This is a genomic window from Collinsella aerofaciens (genome assembly GCF_028206995.1).
Classification (GTDB): Bacteria; Actinomycetota; Coriobacteriia; order Coriobacteriales; family Coriobacteriaceae; genus Collinsella; species Collinsella aerofaciens_AQ.
Window position 1 is genome coordinate 60,266 of sequence record NZ_JAQLFL010000003.1, and the last position, 12,980, is coordinate 73,245.

The 12,980-nt window shown below is 58.2% G+C and carries 14 protein-coding genes; 7 read left to right on the top strand and 7 right to left on the bottom strand.

Annotated features, from left to right (window positions below; translation table 11 throughout):
• Positions 1-4: 4 nt before the first annotated feature.
• Positions 5-1,618 carry a peptide chain release factor 3 gene (locus PMX60_RS03375; RefSeq protein WP_055252215.1) on the bottom strand — a complete coding sequence of 538 codons (1,614 nt, stop codon included), beginning with the start codon at positions 1,616-1,618 and terminating at the stop codon, positions 5-7.
• Positions 1,619-1,833: 215 nt separating this feature from the next.
• Here PMX60_RS03375 and PMX60_RS03380 point away from each other — a divergent pair, with 215 nt between their 5' ends.
• The 3 genes from PMX60_RS03380 to PMX60_RS03390 are packed head-to-tail and all read left to right on the top strand — an operon-like array spanning position 1,834 to position 3,814.
• Positions 1,834-2,214: a GntR family transcriptional regulator gene (locus PMX60_RS03380; RefSeq protein ID WP_152068430.1), complete on the top strand. Its 381-nt coding sequence runs from the start codon at positions 1,834-1,836 to the stop codon at positions 2,212-2,214.
• A gap of 23 nt (positions 2,215-2,237) precedes the next feature.
• Positions 2,238-3,119: an ABC transporter ATP-binding protein gene (locus tag PMX60_RS03385; protein ID WP_271746888.1), complete on the top strand. Its 882-nt coding sequence runs from the start codon at positions 2,238-2,240 to the stop codon at positions 3,117-3,119.
• Complete coding sequence (locus tag PMX60_RS03390) at positions 3,116-3,814, top strand: ABC-2 transporter permease (RefSeq protein WP_271746889.1); 699 nt, start codon at positions 3,116-3,118, stop codon at positions 3,812-3,814. The genes PMX60_RS03385 and PMX60_RS03390 overlap by 4 nt, the downstream gene beginning before the upstream one ends.
• A 90-nt stretch (positions 3,815-3,904) precedes the next feature.
• Here the strand turns inward: PMX60_RS03390 and PMX60_RS03395 are convergent, their stop codons facing one another.
• The 3 genes from PMX60_RS03395 to PMX60_RS03405 all read right to left on the bottom strand — a co-directional run bounded on the left by PMX60_RS03395 (position 3,905) and on the right by PMX60_RS03405 (position 6,330).
• On the bottom strand, positions 3,905-5,209 hold the full coding sequence (locus PMX60_RS03395) for a chloride channel protein (RefSeq protein ID WP_271746890.1): 1,305 nt from the start codon (positions 5,207-5,209) through the stop codon (positions 3,905-3,907).
• A 125-nt stretch (positions 5,210-5,334) separates the two neighbouring features.
• Positions 5,335-5,868, bottom strand: coding sequence for an LOG family protein (locus tag PMX60_RS03400; RefSeq protein ID WP_196025943.1), 534 nt, complete (start codon positions 5,866-5,868; stop codon positions 5,335-5,337).
• Between the two features lie 36 nt (positions 5,869-5,904).
• The gene (locus PMX60_RS03405; RefSeq protein ID WP_271746891.1) at positions 5,905-6,330 is read right to left on the bottom strand and encodes a potassium channel family protein; all 426 of its coding nucleotides are present in this window, start codon (positions 6,328-6,330) and stop codon (positions 5,905-5,907) included.
• Positions 6,331-6,588: 258 nt separating this feature from the next.
• Here PMX60_RS03405 and PMX60_RS03410 point away from each other — a divergent pair, with 258 nt between their 5' ends.
• Complete coding sequence (locus tag PMX60_RS03410; protein WP_196025941.1) at positions 6,589-7,068, top strand: pyridoxamine 5'-phosphate oxidase family protein; 480 nt, start codon at positions 6,589-6,591, stop codon at positions 7,066-7,068.
• 96 nt (positions 7,069-7,164) lie between these two features.
• Here PMX60_RS03410 and PMX60_RS03415 read toward each other — a convergent pair whose 3' ends face one another.
• Together PMX60_RS03415 and tsaA are read right to left on the bottom strand one after the other, a co-directional pair.
• Entirely contained in the window at positions 7,165-8,376 is a 1,212-nt protein-coding gene (locus PMX60_RS03415) for a MalY/PatB family protein (RefSeq protein ID WP_271746892.1), read from the bottom strand.
• A gap of 112 nt (positions 8,377-8,488) precedes the next feature.
• Positions 8,489-9,226 (bottom strand): tRNA (N6-threonylcarbamoyladenosine(37)-N6)-methyltransferase TrmO, encoded by a 738-nt coding sequence (gene tsaA, locus PMX60_RS03420; protein WP_271746893.1) that lies wholly within the window; start codon positions 9,224-9,226, stop codon positions 8,489-8,491.
• 141 nt (positions 9,227-9,367) lie between these two features.
• Here tsaA and PMX60_RS03425 point away from each other — a divergent pair, with 141 nt between their 5' ends.
• From PMX60_RS03425 to PMX60_RS03435, 3 genes are all read left to right on the top strand, one after another.
• Positions 9,368-10,195: a TipAS antibiotic-recognition domain-containing protein gene (locus tag PMX60_RS03425; RefSeq protein ID WP_271746894.1), complete on the top strand. Its 828-nt coding sequence runs from the start codon at positions 9,368-9,370 to the stop codon at positions 10,193-10,195.
• Between the two features lie 51 nt (positions 10,196-10,246).
• Positions 10,247-10,492 (top strand): glutaredoxin family protein, encoded by a 246-nt coding sequence (locus PMX60_RS03430; RefSeq protein WP_117763676.1) that lies wholly within the window; start codon positions 10,247-10,249, stop codon positions 10,490-10,492.
• Between the two features lie 833 nt (positions 10,493-11,325).
• Positions 11,326-11,592, top strand: a complete 267-nt coding sequence (locus PMX60_RS03435; protein WP_055309982.1) for a ribbon-helix-helix protein, CopG family — start codon at positions 11,326-11,328, stop codon at positions 11,590-11,592.
• 151 nt (positions 11,593-11,743) lie between these two features.
• Here PMX60_RS03435 and PMX60_RS03440 read toward each other — a convergent pair whose 3' ends face one another.
• Positions 11,744-12,697: a tRNA dihydrouridine synthase gene (locus PMX60_RS03440; RefSeq protein ID WP_271746895.1), complete on the bottom strand. Its 954-nt coding sequence runs from the start codon at positions 12,695-12,697 to the stop codon at positions 11,744-11,746.
• Positions 12,698-12,980 lie beyond the last annotated feature (283 nt).

A 12,980-nucleotide genomic window follows, 5' to 3' on the forward strand; every position in this document is an offset into this window, starting at 1 on the left:
TGCGTTAAAAGGCCACGTTACCAAACTCCGACAGGATAAGGTCGGGGTTGTGGTCAGTTGCCCAATCCACGTTCCACGGGCTCGTAAACAGCAGCAGCTTACCGCCGCGCATGTCCTCGACGCGCAGCGTGTCGCGCGTGAGCGAAAGGCCCGGGATATCGATGGTGTCGGGGTCGTTCTGGATCCAGCGGATGTCCGTATAGGGCAGCGGCTGGCGACGAACCTCAACACGGTACTCGGCCTTGAGACGGCGCTCGAGCACCTCAAACTGCAGCACGCCGACCACGCCCACAATAACGCTCTCCATGCCGGCACCCAGCTCGCGGAAGATCTGGATGGCGCCCTCCTGGGCAAGCTCCTCCATACCCTTGACGAACTGCTTGCGCTTGAGCGTATCGACCTGCGTAATGCGAGCGAACATCTCGGGGGCAAACGTCGGGATCTGCGGATACTGCACGTGGCGCTTGCCGGAGCACACGGTATCGCCGATGCTAAAGATACCCGGATCGAACAGGCCCACGATATCGCCCGCGTACGCCTCGTCAACAATCGCGCGGTCATCGGCCATCATCGACGTGCCCGTGGCAAGCTTGAGCTTGCGGTTGCCCTGCACGTGGAAGGCGTCCATGCCGCGCTCGAACTTGCCCGAGCAAATGCGCACAAAGGCGATGCGGTCACGGTGGTTCTTGTCCATGTTGGCCTGGATCTTAAACACAAAGCCGCTAAAGTCGTCGCGGCAGGGATCGACCGGCTCGCTGGTGAGCGTATCGGTATAGGCGCGCGGCGTCGGGGCCAGGCGCAGGAACTCCTTGAGGAAGGGCTCCACGCCAAAGTTGGTGAGCGCCGAGCCAAAGAACGCCGGGCTCAGCTTGCCGCAGGCCACGGCATCCAAGTCGAGCTCGTCGCCGGCACCATCGAGCAGCTCGATATCGTCCATTAGGTTCTTATGGTTCTCCTCGCCGATGAGCTCATCCATGGCGGGGTCGCCCAGCTCGGCCTCGACCTCGGCGACCTTCTTGGTGGCGTTGGCGTGACCATCGCCCTCAAAGGCGATAACGCGACGGGTCTGACGGTCGAACACGCCGCGGAAGTTGCGACCGCTGCCGATCGGCCAGTTCATGGGATAGGTGTTGATGCCCAGGACGTTCTCGATCTCTTCCATGAGCTCAAACGGATCGCGAGCCTCGTGGTCGAGCTTGTTCACAAAGGTGAAGATGGGAATATGGCGCAGCGTGCAGACCTTAAAGAGCTTTTTGGTCTGGGCCTCGACGCCTTTGGCGCCGTCGATGACCATGACCGCGGCGTCGGCGGCCATAAGGGTACGGTAGGTATCCTCCGAGAAGTCCTGGTGGCCGGGGGTATCGAGGATGTTGACGCAGGCGCCGTTATAGGTGAACTGCAGCACCGAGGAGGTAACGGAGATACCACGCTCCTTCTCGATGTCCATCCAGTCCGAGACGGCATGCTTGGCCGAGCTCTTGCCCTTGACCGAGCCGGCGGTCTGAATGCTGCCGGTATAGAGCAGCAGCTTCTCGGTAAGCGTGGTCTTACCGGCGTCCGGGTGGCTGATGATCGCGAATGTGCGGCGCGACGAGATTTCATCCGACAGGCTTGCCATGCGGATCCTTTCTTGCATTGAGTGCATTACGTCGTTGTAACCGCACTATTGTAGCCGCGAAATCCCGCCATAGGGCGCCTATCAGGACAAATTCATCAGTTGGGACCTGGGCAGCCGGCCCAATCCGTATTTACCTCTTGCAGAACTGTGCATAGTGTATATATACTGTGCTTACCGGTTATATACACGTGTAGCCCAACAGCTAAGGAGCCGCTGTGGACATCATCCTATCCAATTCGAGCGACAAGCCCATCTACGAGCAGATAACCTCGCAAGTCAAAGCTCAGATCTTATCGGGCACGCTCGCCGCGGGAGCCAAACTCCCCAGCATCCGTGCACTCGCGAGCGACCTGGGCGTGAGCGTCATCACCACCAAGCGCGCCTACGCCGACCTGGAGCAGCTCGGCTTTATCTGCACCGTGCAGGGCAAGGGCTGCTTTGTCGCCGAGGGCAACCAAGAACTCTTGCGTGAAAACCAGCTCTGCCATATCGAAGAGTTACTTGCGAAAGCGGCAAGCCAAGCCGAAGCCTTGGGCGTCACGCGCGACAAGCTGCACGAAATGCTCGACCTCGTGGCCCCCGAAACCATGCAGTAGCCATCTGCAAGAAAGGCTATACCATGCAAAACCTTTTAGAACTCAAAGGTATCTCACGCCGTGTGAGCGACCGTTTTTCGCTGCGTGATGTCACACTCGCTGTGGAGCCCGGCCAGATTGTCGGCTTTGTGGGTGCCAACGGCGCCGGCAAAACCACGACGATTCGAGCCGCGCTCGGGCTTATAAAGCTCGATGCCGGCGAGGTGCACCTGTTTGGGCAGCGCTGTGGCGCCGACGCGCCCGATGAAGCGCAGCGTTGTCTGCGCACTCGTGTCGGCCTCGTGCTGGACACATGCCCCTTCCCTTCCACACTCAAGGTGGCCGAAGTTGAGGCACTCGTAGGCCCGGCGTACCCCATGTGGAATCGCGAAACGTTCAGCGGACTCATCAACCGATTTGGCCTCGATCCCAAGGCAAAGGTCAAGGACCTCTCTCGCGGCATGGGCATGAAGTTGCAGCTTGCCTGTGCGCTCAGCCACAATGCCAAACTGCTCGTTTTGGACGAAGCCGCCGCAGGCCTCGATCCCATGGCACGCGAGGAACTGCTTGATGAGCTGCTTGCCTTTGTCGCTGACGGCCAGCACAGCGTGCTGCTCTCGAGCCATATTACGTCCGACCTCGATCGCACCGCCGACCGCGTCATCTGCATCGACGCTGGCTCGATTATGTTTGACCTGCCGCGCGAGGATATTACCGACCGCGCTGGCATCGCCCACTGTACCCAAGCACAGGCCGCCGAGCTTATGGCTTGCGTCGAAGGCGCCCGTGCCGCCCACCACGCCTATAGCGTGGACGTGCTCGTGCCCAACCGTCGCGAAACGCTCGAGGCCTTCCCCGAGATTCCCTGCGATCGGGCAACCATTGATGACTATCTGCGCCTCATGCTGAAAGGGGCTTCGAAATGAAACGCGCCTTTATGTCCGAGCTCGCCATCGTTCGCACGCTCGTCCCGAGCATCGCGGGCGTCGGCCTGTTCATATTCGTCGTGCTGACCCTCGCCAACGCATCGGATGGCGATTCCGGTATGAGCGCCGGCGCCTGCGCCGTCAGCGCCATGTCGCCCATCATGGCCATGAGCTCACTGGCAGGCTTCGACAATCAAAACGGATGGGAGCGCTATCGGGCAACGCTGCCCATCTCGCGCAAAGACATCATCTGCGCACGCTACCTGAGCATTGTCGCATTTTCGGCCGTCATGGCGTGCGCCGCCGCGCTTTTGAGCATCGTCGTCATCCCGCTCTTCAACAGCGCGGGCGTCCCTTCGACGGGGCAGGCTGTCTTTGAAATCACAATAGCCTCCGCCGCATCGATGCTCATCTCCCTCATGATGGTGTTTTTGGCACAGCCGCTGTTCTTTCGATTTGGACACATGGAGGCGCTGCGCCTATCCGTTGGCCTGTTTGCCCTGCTCGGATGCCTTGCCATGGCAATGCTGAGCTCCTCCAACCCCATTAGCAACTGGCTCATGTCGATTGCTGGGGCGAATCCCGATCCCGCCGTCCTTGGCTGTCTGTGTGCAGGAATTGCCGTACTGGCGCTCGCACTATGTGCAATCAGCTGCACCGTCAGCACCAAGGTCTATCGAGCACGCGATCTGTAACCACGCGAGCCTCAATCCACGAAGGGCACGATCGCCGCCCCTTCCCGCAAATCCGTGGCAAACGGTATGTCCCCGGCGTGCGCCACCGTACTACTTGCGCAGCGGCTTGGGCAGCGGAATGCCGGCGGCGATGGCTGCGGCGATGATCATGCAGACGATACCCTTGAGTGGGAAGCACATGAGCAGCAGGCCCACAACCATGACGGGCTGACGCATGACCGCACCCATCGTCGATGCCGTGCAGACGGCGACGCAAAAGACCGGATCAGCGCCAGTGAGGATAGCAAAGCCGTAGCCCAGGCTCACGCCCGAGAAGATAACGGGGAAGAAGTGGCCGCCGCGCCAGCCCATGTTGATGAGGGCGGGGGTCAGCATGGCCTTAACAAGACCGGTCGCGATGAGCACACCGGCGGGGATGGTCAGATAGGTTTCCATGAGCACGTCGGCCTGCGTCTCGCCGGCAAACATGGTGAAGGGCAGAGCCGTACCGCAGGCGGCAAGTACCAGACCGGCCAGCATGGCCTTGGCGACGGGGCGCTCCCCTATTGCATGGGACAGTGCCTCGCTTGCGTGCTCGGAGACAAAGTACAGCCAGCCGCATACGGTGCCGACCAACGCCAGCGGGATGAGCCAGGCAAGTTCCAGGTTGCCCACCTCGGCGGACTCAAATCTGGGCATGCCCATGCCGCCGCCCACAAGCTGGCCAAGCAGCAGGTAGGCGCCCAGACCGCCGGCAATCGCAATGCCGTAGACCACCGTCTTTTGCGCCTTGGGCAGCTTGATGGTGATTTCGCCGGATGCGGGGTCCTCAGCATCATTGGCACCCTGGCTGTCGGCGCTACCGGCGAGCGGAGCCACAAAGCCAAAGACAGGCGCGGTAAAGAGCGCCGTCAGGGCAGCCTGGGTACCCAGCAGCGTAAGCTCCCTAAACTCGGCACCAAAGCGGCGCATGCGGTTGCCGACCCAGCTGCACAGGCCCGCGATGACGCCGGTCAGACCGGCCTCCGGTCCAATACTTCCGCCAAACAGCAGCGGCAGCAATGCCGCGAGCGAAAGCTTGCCCAGGTTGTCGTACGGGTAGCACCCGTCTTGCTTTACCTTAGCCATCACCTGGTTGAGGTCATCGGTCTTGGTGCCTGTCATCTTTTCGTACAGGCCAATCACCAAGCCGCCCAGCAGGCAGACAAAAAACGGGTACGGCAAAAAGCCAAACGGGCCGCTGGCAAGCTCGGGCGAAGCAACGCCCAGCGCGTTCGGAATCTCGGTCCATAGATAGTCGATACCGTGCTCCATCGCAAAAAAGAACAGCCAGACCGCGGCGCCTGCGAACGTACCGGTCACGGCAACGCTAACTAAAAACAGCGCACGGTTTTTGGGTTTTGCAAGGCTATCCATCGGGTCCTCCCGTGGCCAAAATCGACAAAGATAGGTTTTATTTTAGAGCGAATGTGGCCCAGACAAGCCAACCATCCGCGCTGCAAACGGCGCCAACGGGAAGCACGGCGGGACAGGCTCAAGGCTCATCCGTTGATAATCGAGGCAATCTCGTGCAGGTCCTCGGCAAAGTAGATGCCCTGTTGGCGCCGCGGGCTCGATAGGCCCTTATCGATCATGTGTCCGAGCAGCGCCTTGAGGTCGTTGTAGTAACCGTCCAGGTTATACAGGATGCACGGAGCACTCAGGTGCCCCAACGACACCGCGGACATAACCTCGGCAATCTCCTCGAGCGTTCCCGTGCCGCCGGGAAAGGCAATGAACGCATCGCCGAGCTCGATCATCTTTGCTTTACGCTCCGCCATATCGCTCGTCACGATGAGGTCGTCGATACCGTCATGTTGAAACTCGGCCTCGATAAAAAAGCTCGGCTCCACACCCGTCACGTGCCCGTCGGCATTAAGTACGCTATCGGCGAGCGCGCCCATCAGTCCCGACTTGGACCCGCCGTATACCAGCGCGTGCCCATTGGCGCCAATCCAGTCGCCCAGCTCCTGCACCGCGGGCAGAAACGCCGGGTCGTTGCCGGCACTGGCACCCAGATACACGGTGATATTCATGTTCAGTCCCCCTCATCGTGACGCGCGACGTTCGTCTTAGCGCTGCCGACGACGGTACTCGCGCACGCGTCGCGACAAATCGGCAAGTTCATCGCGGTCAAGCTCTTCCAAGCGCTCAAGATCGTCCATAAAGCGCGCCATGGTGTCCTTTTGGCGCATCTTGATGAGCGTATTGCAGTAGCTCACCGCCACGCCCGTGAGCATGGCGATGTAAAAAATGCTAATAACGCTCAGGACGACCGTGATGGCACGGGCGACCGGTGTCTCGGCCGGAATGTCACCAAAGCCGATGATCGAGACCGTCTCAAAGCTAAACCAAAGTCCATCGCCAAACGTTAGGGTCGTGGGCTCAGAGAGCCAGACGGCCGTTGAACACAGAAGATAAAAGACGAGAAATAGGCCCGTGATACGCACGAAACCGGCCTGACGCAACACATCGGCCAGCGTCCTCAGCTTTTTCATCGAGACCCCCTTTTTTCAGGACAATCAATCGCTTTTGGTCGGTATTGTCCCACGCCTCCCCTGCAAACGGAACCAATCATTAAGAACGCTTCTAAACGACGGGTTGTGAGGGACAATCCTCCCACGACAAAACGAAGGACGTTTCAATCTGCGGAAAACGGGGCGTTCCCATCGAACTCGCAGCCTGAACTAGTATCGTGATATAGACACACCGCCCACCATCGTGCGCGCAACACGCGGAAAGAAAGGAAGCCCACGATGTTTAGACCTCTTCGCAGGAAGAAGCGCGCTATCACCGATCAAGAGGCACGAGAGCTGCTCGTTAATTGCAAACGCGGCATTTTTGCCGTCAACGGAGACGACGGCTATCCTTACGCCATTCCCGTTAACTACTACTTTGACCCCGAGCACAACAAAATTTACTTTCATGGAGCCAAGGCGGGGCATAAGGTCGATGCACTCAAACGCAGCGACAAAGTCTGCTTTACCGTCTATGGCAACGATTGGTATAAAGACGACGACTGGGCACCCTATGTTCAGAGCACCGTGGTTTTTGGCCGTTGCCGCCTCGTGAACGATGACCCGGCGTTTGTCGAAGACAAAGTCCGACAGTTTGCCCTCAAGTACTATCCTTCTGCCGAAGAGGTCGAAGAGGAAATCAAGCAAAGTATCAGAGGCGTCCAACTGTATGAAATTACGATTGAGCACCTTTGCGGCAAGCAAATTCAAGAAAAGTAGCGAACGGGGAAAACGCGCTCGCAACCCTCTGCGCTCTATGCGCCCACGCACATTGACGACATGGGCGCAAGCCGCGGTACCCGAATCGTGCGACCCCTATACCCCAAAAACGTAGCGGTCTAGGCGGTCGCACGCTTCCTTTACGCGCGAAAGCGGCAGCGCCAGATTCACGCGAATGTGGCAGGGCCCGTGGAACGGACGGCCATCCTGATACCCCACGCCCACGCGGTCGCCCTCGTCGAGCAGCCACTGAATATCACGGCCATGCTCGCGACACCACTCGGTGCAGTCCAGAAACACCATGTACGTGCCCTGCGGACGCGAAAACGCGACGCCCTTCCAATGTTTTTCTGCATACGTGCAGAAGTACTCGATATTGCCGGCAAGCACCTGGTTGAGCTCGTCCACCCACTCGTAGCCCTGCGGCTGGTAGGCACCGATAAGCGCATGCATCGAAAGGACATTCATCTCGTTGTAATGGGTCTTGTTAGACACGGCGCACATGCGGTCGCACAGCGTCTCGTTGTAGATGATGTGGTAGCTGCCGACCAGACCCGCTAGGTTAAACGTCTTGCTCGGCGCATAGAGGGCAACCGTGCGCATGCGGGCATCCTCGCTCACCGACTGCGTCGGGATATGCTTGTGACCCGGCAGAATGATATCGGACCAAATCTCGTCCGAAATCACCACGCAATCGTGTTGGCGGTAGATGTCCATGGCGCACTCGATCTCATCGCGCTCCCATACGCGGCCGCAGGGATTGTGCGGCGAGCAGAACACTGCGGCATGAATGTGGTTTTGGGCGAGTTTGCGCTCCATGTCCTCAAAGTCCATGCGCCACACGCCCTGGTCGTCGAGTTTAAGTGGGCTGTGGACAATGCGATAGCCCGCGGCCTCGATGGACTTGGTAAAGCCGATGTAGGTGGGGCTGTGGACCAGCACCGCATCGCCCGGCTGGACATACGCGCGCAACGTCGACACGACACCGCCCAGCACGCCGTTTTCGTAGCCGATATGCTCAGGGAGCAGGTCCTCGACACCATTGCGGCGGCTCTGCCATTCGATGATGCGGTCAAAGTACTCGTCGCTCGGATTGAAATAGCCAAACATGGGATGCTGCGCGCGCTGAATGATGTGTTCTTGGACCGTGGGCACCGTGGCAAAGTTCATGTCGGCCACCCACATGGGAATGCGGTCGAAGCCCTCGTCGGGTGCGTTCGGAGCCATACCGGGGATCTCGCCCCAAGAGTCAACGGCGATGGCGTCCATGTTGTGTCGATTGATAAGTGAGGTAAAGTCGTATTTCATGCTGAGCCCCCGTGCAAAGTTGATTGTTTTGGTAGGCGTTATTGTCCACCAGCACGGGCGGTTTTGGCGCGGGGTTTGGCGCTTAATTTGACGGGTGCGGACGAATGGCTGGTTAGTCTTGCGCGTCGTTGACGGCGACTACGGTTAGCTGGGTTTCATCGACCGTAAACGATATGTCGAGCCCGGCGAAGGCCAGATGATAGACGCGGTTTGGCTCATGCTTGCTGCCCGCGCGGCGCGGATCTTGGCGAAGAACCTCGACCAAGCCGGGGAGCTTTGCAGGCGGGACCATATCCTGCAGCGCCTGCGGGAACTCGACGTCGAGCTCTTGCCACGGAGCATCCTCAATCCAGCCGCCCGTTGAATCCGGGTGGCAGTCCGCAAACGGAATGTAGGGCTTGATATCGTAGATGGGCGTGCCATCGCGCAGATCGGCCCCCAGCACATGGATGATCGGACCATCGTCGGTGAGCTCGACACGGTCGAGCTTAACGCAGGTGAGACCGATAGGATTAGGGCGAAACGGACTGCGCGTGGCAAACACGCCCACGCGCTCGGCTCCACCCAGACGCGGCGGGCGCACGGTTTTCGACCATTTTGCGTTGGTGCCGGACCTGTCCTGTGTTTTGGCATCGGCGGCTATGTCCTTAGCCGTGCCGCCGGGCGTGCCGTTTTCGAAGCGCCAGAGCAGCCATAGGTGAGAGAAGGAGTCCAGACCCTCAACCGCTGCATTGGAGGCAAATTCCGGCTCAAAAACGATGCGTCCCTGCAGATGGGGTGCCAAAAAGCTGTTGCGCGGAATGCCGAACTTCTGCGGCAGGTCGGTATGTATGCGTGCGATAGGTTCCATGCCGGTCATTGTACGGCATGGAGGCGTGGGGCGTTGCGCGCAATTCTTCGCCGCGGTCCTCCGTCGTGCAACCAACGGTTGCTTGGAAGGGCACCTGCTGCCGCGTATGCTTAAGCCATCAACCAGCAGAAAGGAGCCGCTATGGCCTTTGCAGAAAAGCTCATTGCTGTCCGTCGCGCCCATCACCTTACCCAAGAGCAGCTTGCCGCTAAGCTCTTCGTCACACGCCAGGCCATCAGCCGGTGGGAGCGCGGCGAGGTCACACCGGGCATCGACATGATGAAGCTCATCGCCGCCGTAACCGGAGAACCGCTGTCCCACCTGCTCGAAATGCCTGAGCACTATTGCCAGAGCTGCGGCATGATACTCACGCCCGACGACTGCGGCACCGATGCCACGGGCACCGCGACCGATCATTACTGCAAGTGGTGCTACGACCACGGCAAGTACACCTATGACACCACCATGGAGGCAATGATTGAGGATTGTGCCCCGCGCCTGGCACAAAACACCGGCATGTCGCTCGACGAAGCCGTCTCGCTCATGGGCGCCGTCCTGCCGCAACTGGAGCGCTGGCGCACCGTGCAGGAAAACGAGGAGCGCTACGGCGCCGAAGCCCGGAAGCGCTACGGCGACGAGGCGATCGACGCAGCAAACGAAGCACTGCTGGACATGGACCCTCAGACATGGAGCGACATGAAAGAACTTGAACGCGCTATTCTGGGCCAGCTCTCGATTGCCATGGGCATTGGCGACCCAGAGAGCAACGAGGCTCGTAAGCTTGTCGCGATGCATCGTCGCTGGATTGCTCTCAACTGGGGATGCGAGCCCCAAGACGAGGCGTACCTGGGCCTCGCCCACGGTTATCTTGCCGACCAGCGCTTTGTTGACTACTACGACAAGCCCTGCGCCACCGGAGCCACGGCGTTTCTGGTCCAGGCCATCGAGTCTTCGTTGACGCGCGCATAGAACGCGGCGGCTTTGGGTATTTCAATCAAAACCTCAACCGATTGGAGACCTATGGCTACTAATCACGAGCTCGCGCTGTACGTTATGACCGGCTGCCCGTATTGCTTAAAGGTCAAGCACTTTTTGGCCGATAACGGCGTGACCATTCCCGAGCGCAATATCTCGACCGATTCCGATGCCGAACAGACACTCATCGCCGTCGGCGGAAAACGCCAGGTTCCCTGCCTGTTCATCGACGGCAAACCACTCTACGAATCGAGCGACATCATCGCGTGGGTGCAGGAAAACCTGCTCTAGTACGCACGCCCTGTCCGTCCAGGGCCCCAACCCATACGACCCAAACATGTACACCAGCATCCAAAGTCGACATTTTTCGACATCTTTGGATGCTGGCGTACAGCTTTTTGGTAGTCATGGACGCTCTTGGCCGGCTAATTGTTTGAGGAGACCTTTGGATTATGGCTGTTTGACGCCTCTGGAAAGGTTTCCGAGAGGGCTGTGGTCAAAAAAGGGCAAATATGAGTACTGCCACCTGTTTAGTAGCAGCGATTTTGATCACTTCAGGAACTATTCAACGTTCCACTCGTCCGCAGACGACGTTATTTCTCCTCATATGTTCAATAAAAGTAGCTCTTAATGGGAACAAATCTCATCAGGAGCTACAATTTATAGCAAATAAATGCAACCATAATGGCAACAGTACTCATATTTGCCCTTTTTTGACCACGACCCTCCAGAATAGTCGCTGAGAGCGACACTAAATGACAAAATCCGACACTTGAACGTTCTTATATGAGTAGCCATTGAAGGACACCTAACGACTACTCCCATTCGCGACACACTGTGTCGCGAATTAAGCTGGCCCCATTACCGAAGACCAGTGAGAGCTCCTGCCCAGAATCTCAATAGCTTAATAAAGGGCTCCCCTCCGGAAGTTCAATGAGCATCCAAATTCCAAGCTGAAAAGCAAAGGAGTATCGAAGCCGTCAATGCTCATTTCCTATCGAACAGGCAGGTCAAAACAAGCTAATTAGCCCGATGAACTGCTTGTATTTTTGTCTACAAAATTGTATACAAAAAGAGAATCCGAGAACCGGCGCTCGACATTATGTCGATCGATAGGAGGCGCCATGGATGCTAAGCAGCTCGAAAAGATGATGGGGTTTGCTCCCGGAGAGTTGAAGAAAGCCGCGGAAGCCTACGAAAAAGATGAGTGGCCGAAAGGTCACACCATCAAGTTGGGAAGGCCACCAATCTCCGATGAGCCGAGCGTCGTTATATCAGCACGTGTGGGCGAATCGATTCTTGAGGCGTTTGACGAAAAAGCCAAACGCCATGGGCAAACACGCACGGAGCGGCTCAGAGAGCTCATTACACTTGATGCACTGATTGCCTAGGCCCGCTCCCCCGTCGGACCCAAACATATACACCAGCATCCAAAGTCGACATTTTTCGACATCTTTGGATGCTGGTGTACATGTTTTTGCTACATAGTCGTTGGGGACGTCCTTAAATGACCAGTCGTTAAAGAACGCCCCCGATGACTAGTTAGCCGTGGAAGCGAGCTGTGGGTGCAAGCGGCTGTTCACGAAAGACGCGCTCGACGGCAGCGCGGTATTCGTCGACCTTTTTGGTCTTGCGTACGATCTTGTGGACGGTAGCGGGATCAGCGAAAGCGCACTTGGCGTAGAACCACCACTCCTTCATGCGGAAGACCGCATTGCCGCCAATCTCTTCTGCATATGCCGCAAACAGCGTGTCGTGGAAGCGCTGCAGCTCAGCAGCCGTTGCAGCAGGGCCTCCCTTGACCATGCGAGCCAGAGCGGGGTTCGCGAGCAGGCCACGCCCCAACATCACATGGCGCGTGCCGGGATAGGCCTCCACCAGCGCGTCCATATCCTCAAGATCGAAAATGTCGCCGTTATAGGCCACCGGAAACGGCGCACGCTCCAGCGTCTCGCCGTAAAACTCCTTGCGCGGCGAGCCCGTATAACGGTCCTTCTGTACGCGCGGGTGCACAATCAGCTCTGCCAACGGCATGCGGCAATACAGATCGAGCACACGTTCATACTCGTCATCGCGTTCCAACCCCAGCCTGGTCTTTACCGATACCGGCAACGGCGACCGCTCGCACACATCGCTTAAGAACGCCTCGAGCTCGTCGAGATTGCGCAAGAAACCCGAGCCCTTGCCCTTGGCGACAACCGTTCCCGAAGGGCAACCCAAGTTGAGATTGACCTCGCGGTAGCCCATGTCGGCGAGCACCTGTGCCGCCCACACAAACTCGTCCGCGTTCTTGGACATCAGCTGAGGCACTACGTTGAGCCCCTGGTTATTGGCAGGATCGATCTCCTTAAACGCCTTGCCGCCAAAGCGGTTTCCCACCCGCGGCGGCGGCAAAAACGGCGTGTAATAGCAATCGAGCGCACCGAAGCACTCCGCATGCACGCGACGGAACACATGCCCGGTAATCCCCTCCATAGGGGCCAACGAAAGAATCATCTACTCTTCTCTCATATCAACGGATGTGACAAAGGAACCGCCCCCTTGTTACATGCATTATGCCTTGTGCTCCAGATGATTCACAAGGCAGAGGCAGCAGCTTGACGATAATCACCCTTCCATCCGGCGCCTCATGCAACGAAGGTGAATGGTTTTCCGCGAAGTGAACGAGTGAAATCGGACCCTCGATGCATCGACACTTTTGGAAGGCCAATTCCTGCGGTTTTATCACTCAAATCCTGCGGTTTTAGCGTCGAAAAATGTGGGTGCTTCAGGGGTCCAA

Coding starts and splice junctions, on each gene's coding strand:
- PMX60_RS03375 (WP_055252215.1), bottom strand. CDS start 1,618: ATGGCAAGCCTGTCGGATGAAATCTCGTCGCGCCGCACATTCGCGATC.
- PMX60_RS03385 (WP_271746888.1), top strand. CDS start 2,238: ATGCAAAACCTTTTAGAACTCAAAGGTATCTCACGCCGTGTGAGCGAC.
- PMX60_RS03390 (WP_271746889.1), top strand. CDS start 3,116: ATGAAACGCGCCTTTATGTCCGAGCTCGCCATCGTTCGCACGCTCGTC.
- PMX60_RS03395 (WP_271746890.1), bottom strand. CDS start 5,209: ATGGATAGCCTTGCAAAACCCAAAAACCGTGCGCTGTTTTTAGTTAGC.
- PMX60_RS03400 (WP_196025943.1), bottom strand. CDS start 5,868: ATGAATATCACCGTGTATCTGGGTGCCAGTGCCGGCAACGACCCGGCG.
- PMX60_RS03405 (WP_271746891.1), bottom strand. CDS start 6,330: ATGAAAAAGCTGAGGACGCTGGCCGATGTGTTGCGTCAGGCCGGTTTC.
- PMX60_RS03410 (WP_196025941.1), top strand. CDS start 6,589: ATGTTTAGACCTCTTCGCAGGAAGAAGCGCGCTATCACCGATCAAGAG.
- PMX60_RS03415 (WP_271746892.1), bottom strand. CDS start 8,376: ATGAAATACGACTTTACCTCACTTATCAATCGACACAACATGGACGCC.
- tsaA (WP_271746893.1), bottom strand. CDS start 9,226: ATGGAACCTATCGCACGCATACATACCGACCTGCCGCAGAAGTTCGGC.
- PMX60_RS03425 (WP_271746894.1), top strand. CDS start 9,368: ATGGCCTTTGCAGAAAAGCTCATTGCTGTCCGTCGCGCCCATCACCTT.
- PMX60_RS03430 (WP_117763676.1), top strand. CDS start 10,247: ATGGCTACTAATCACGAGCTCGCGCTGTACGTTATGACCGGCTGCCCG.
- PMX60_RS03435 (WP_055309982.1), top strand. CDS start 11,326: ATGGATGCTAAGCAGCTCGAAAAGATGATGGGGTTTGCTCCCGGAGAG.
- PMX60_RS03440 (WP_271746895.1), bottom strand. CDS start 12,697: ATGATTCTTTCGTTGGCCCCTATGGAGGGGATTACCGGGCATGTGTTC.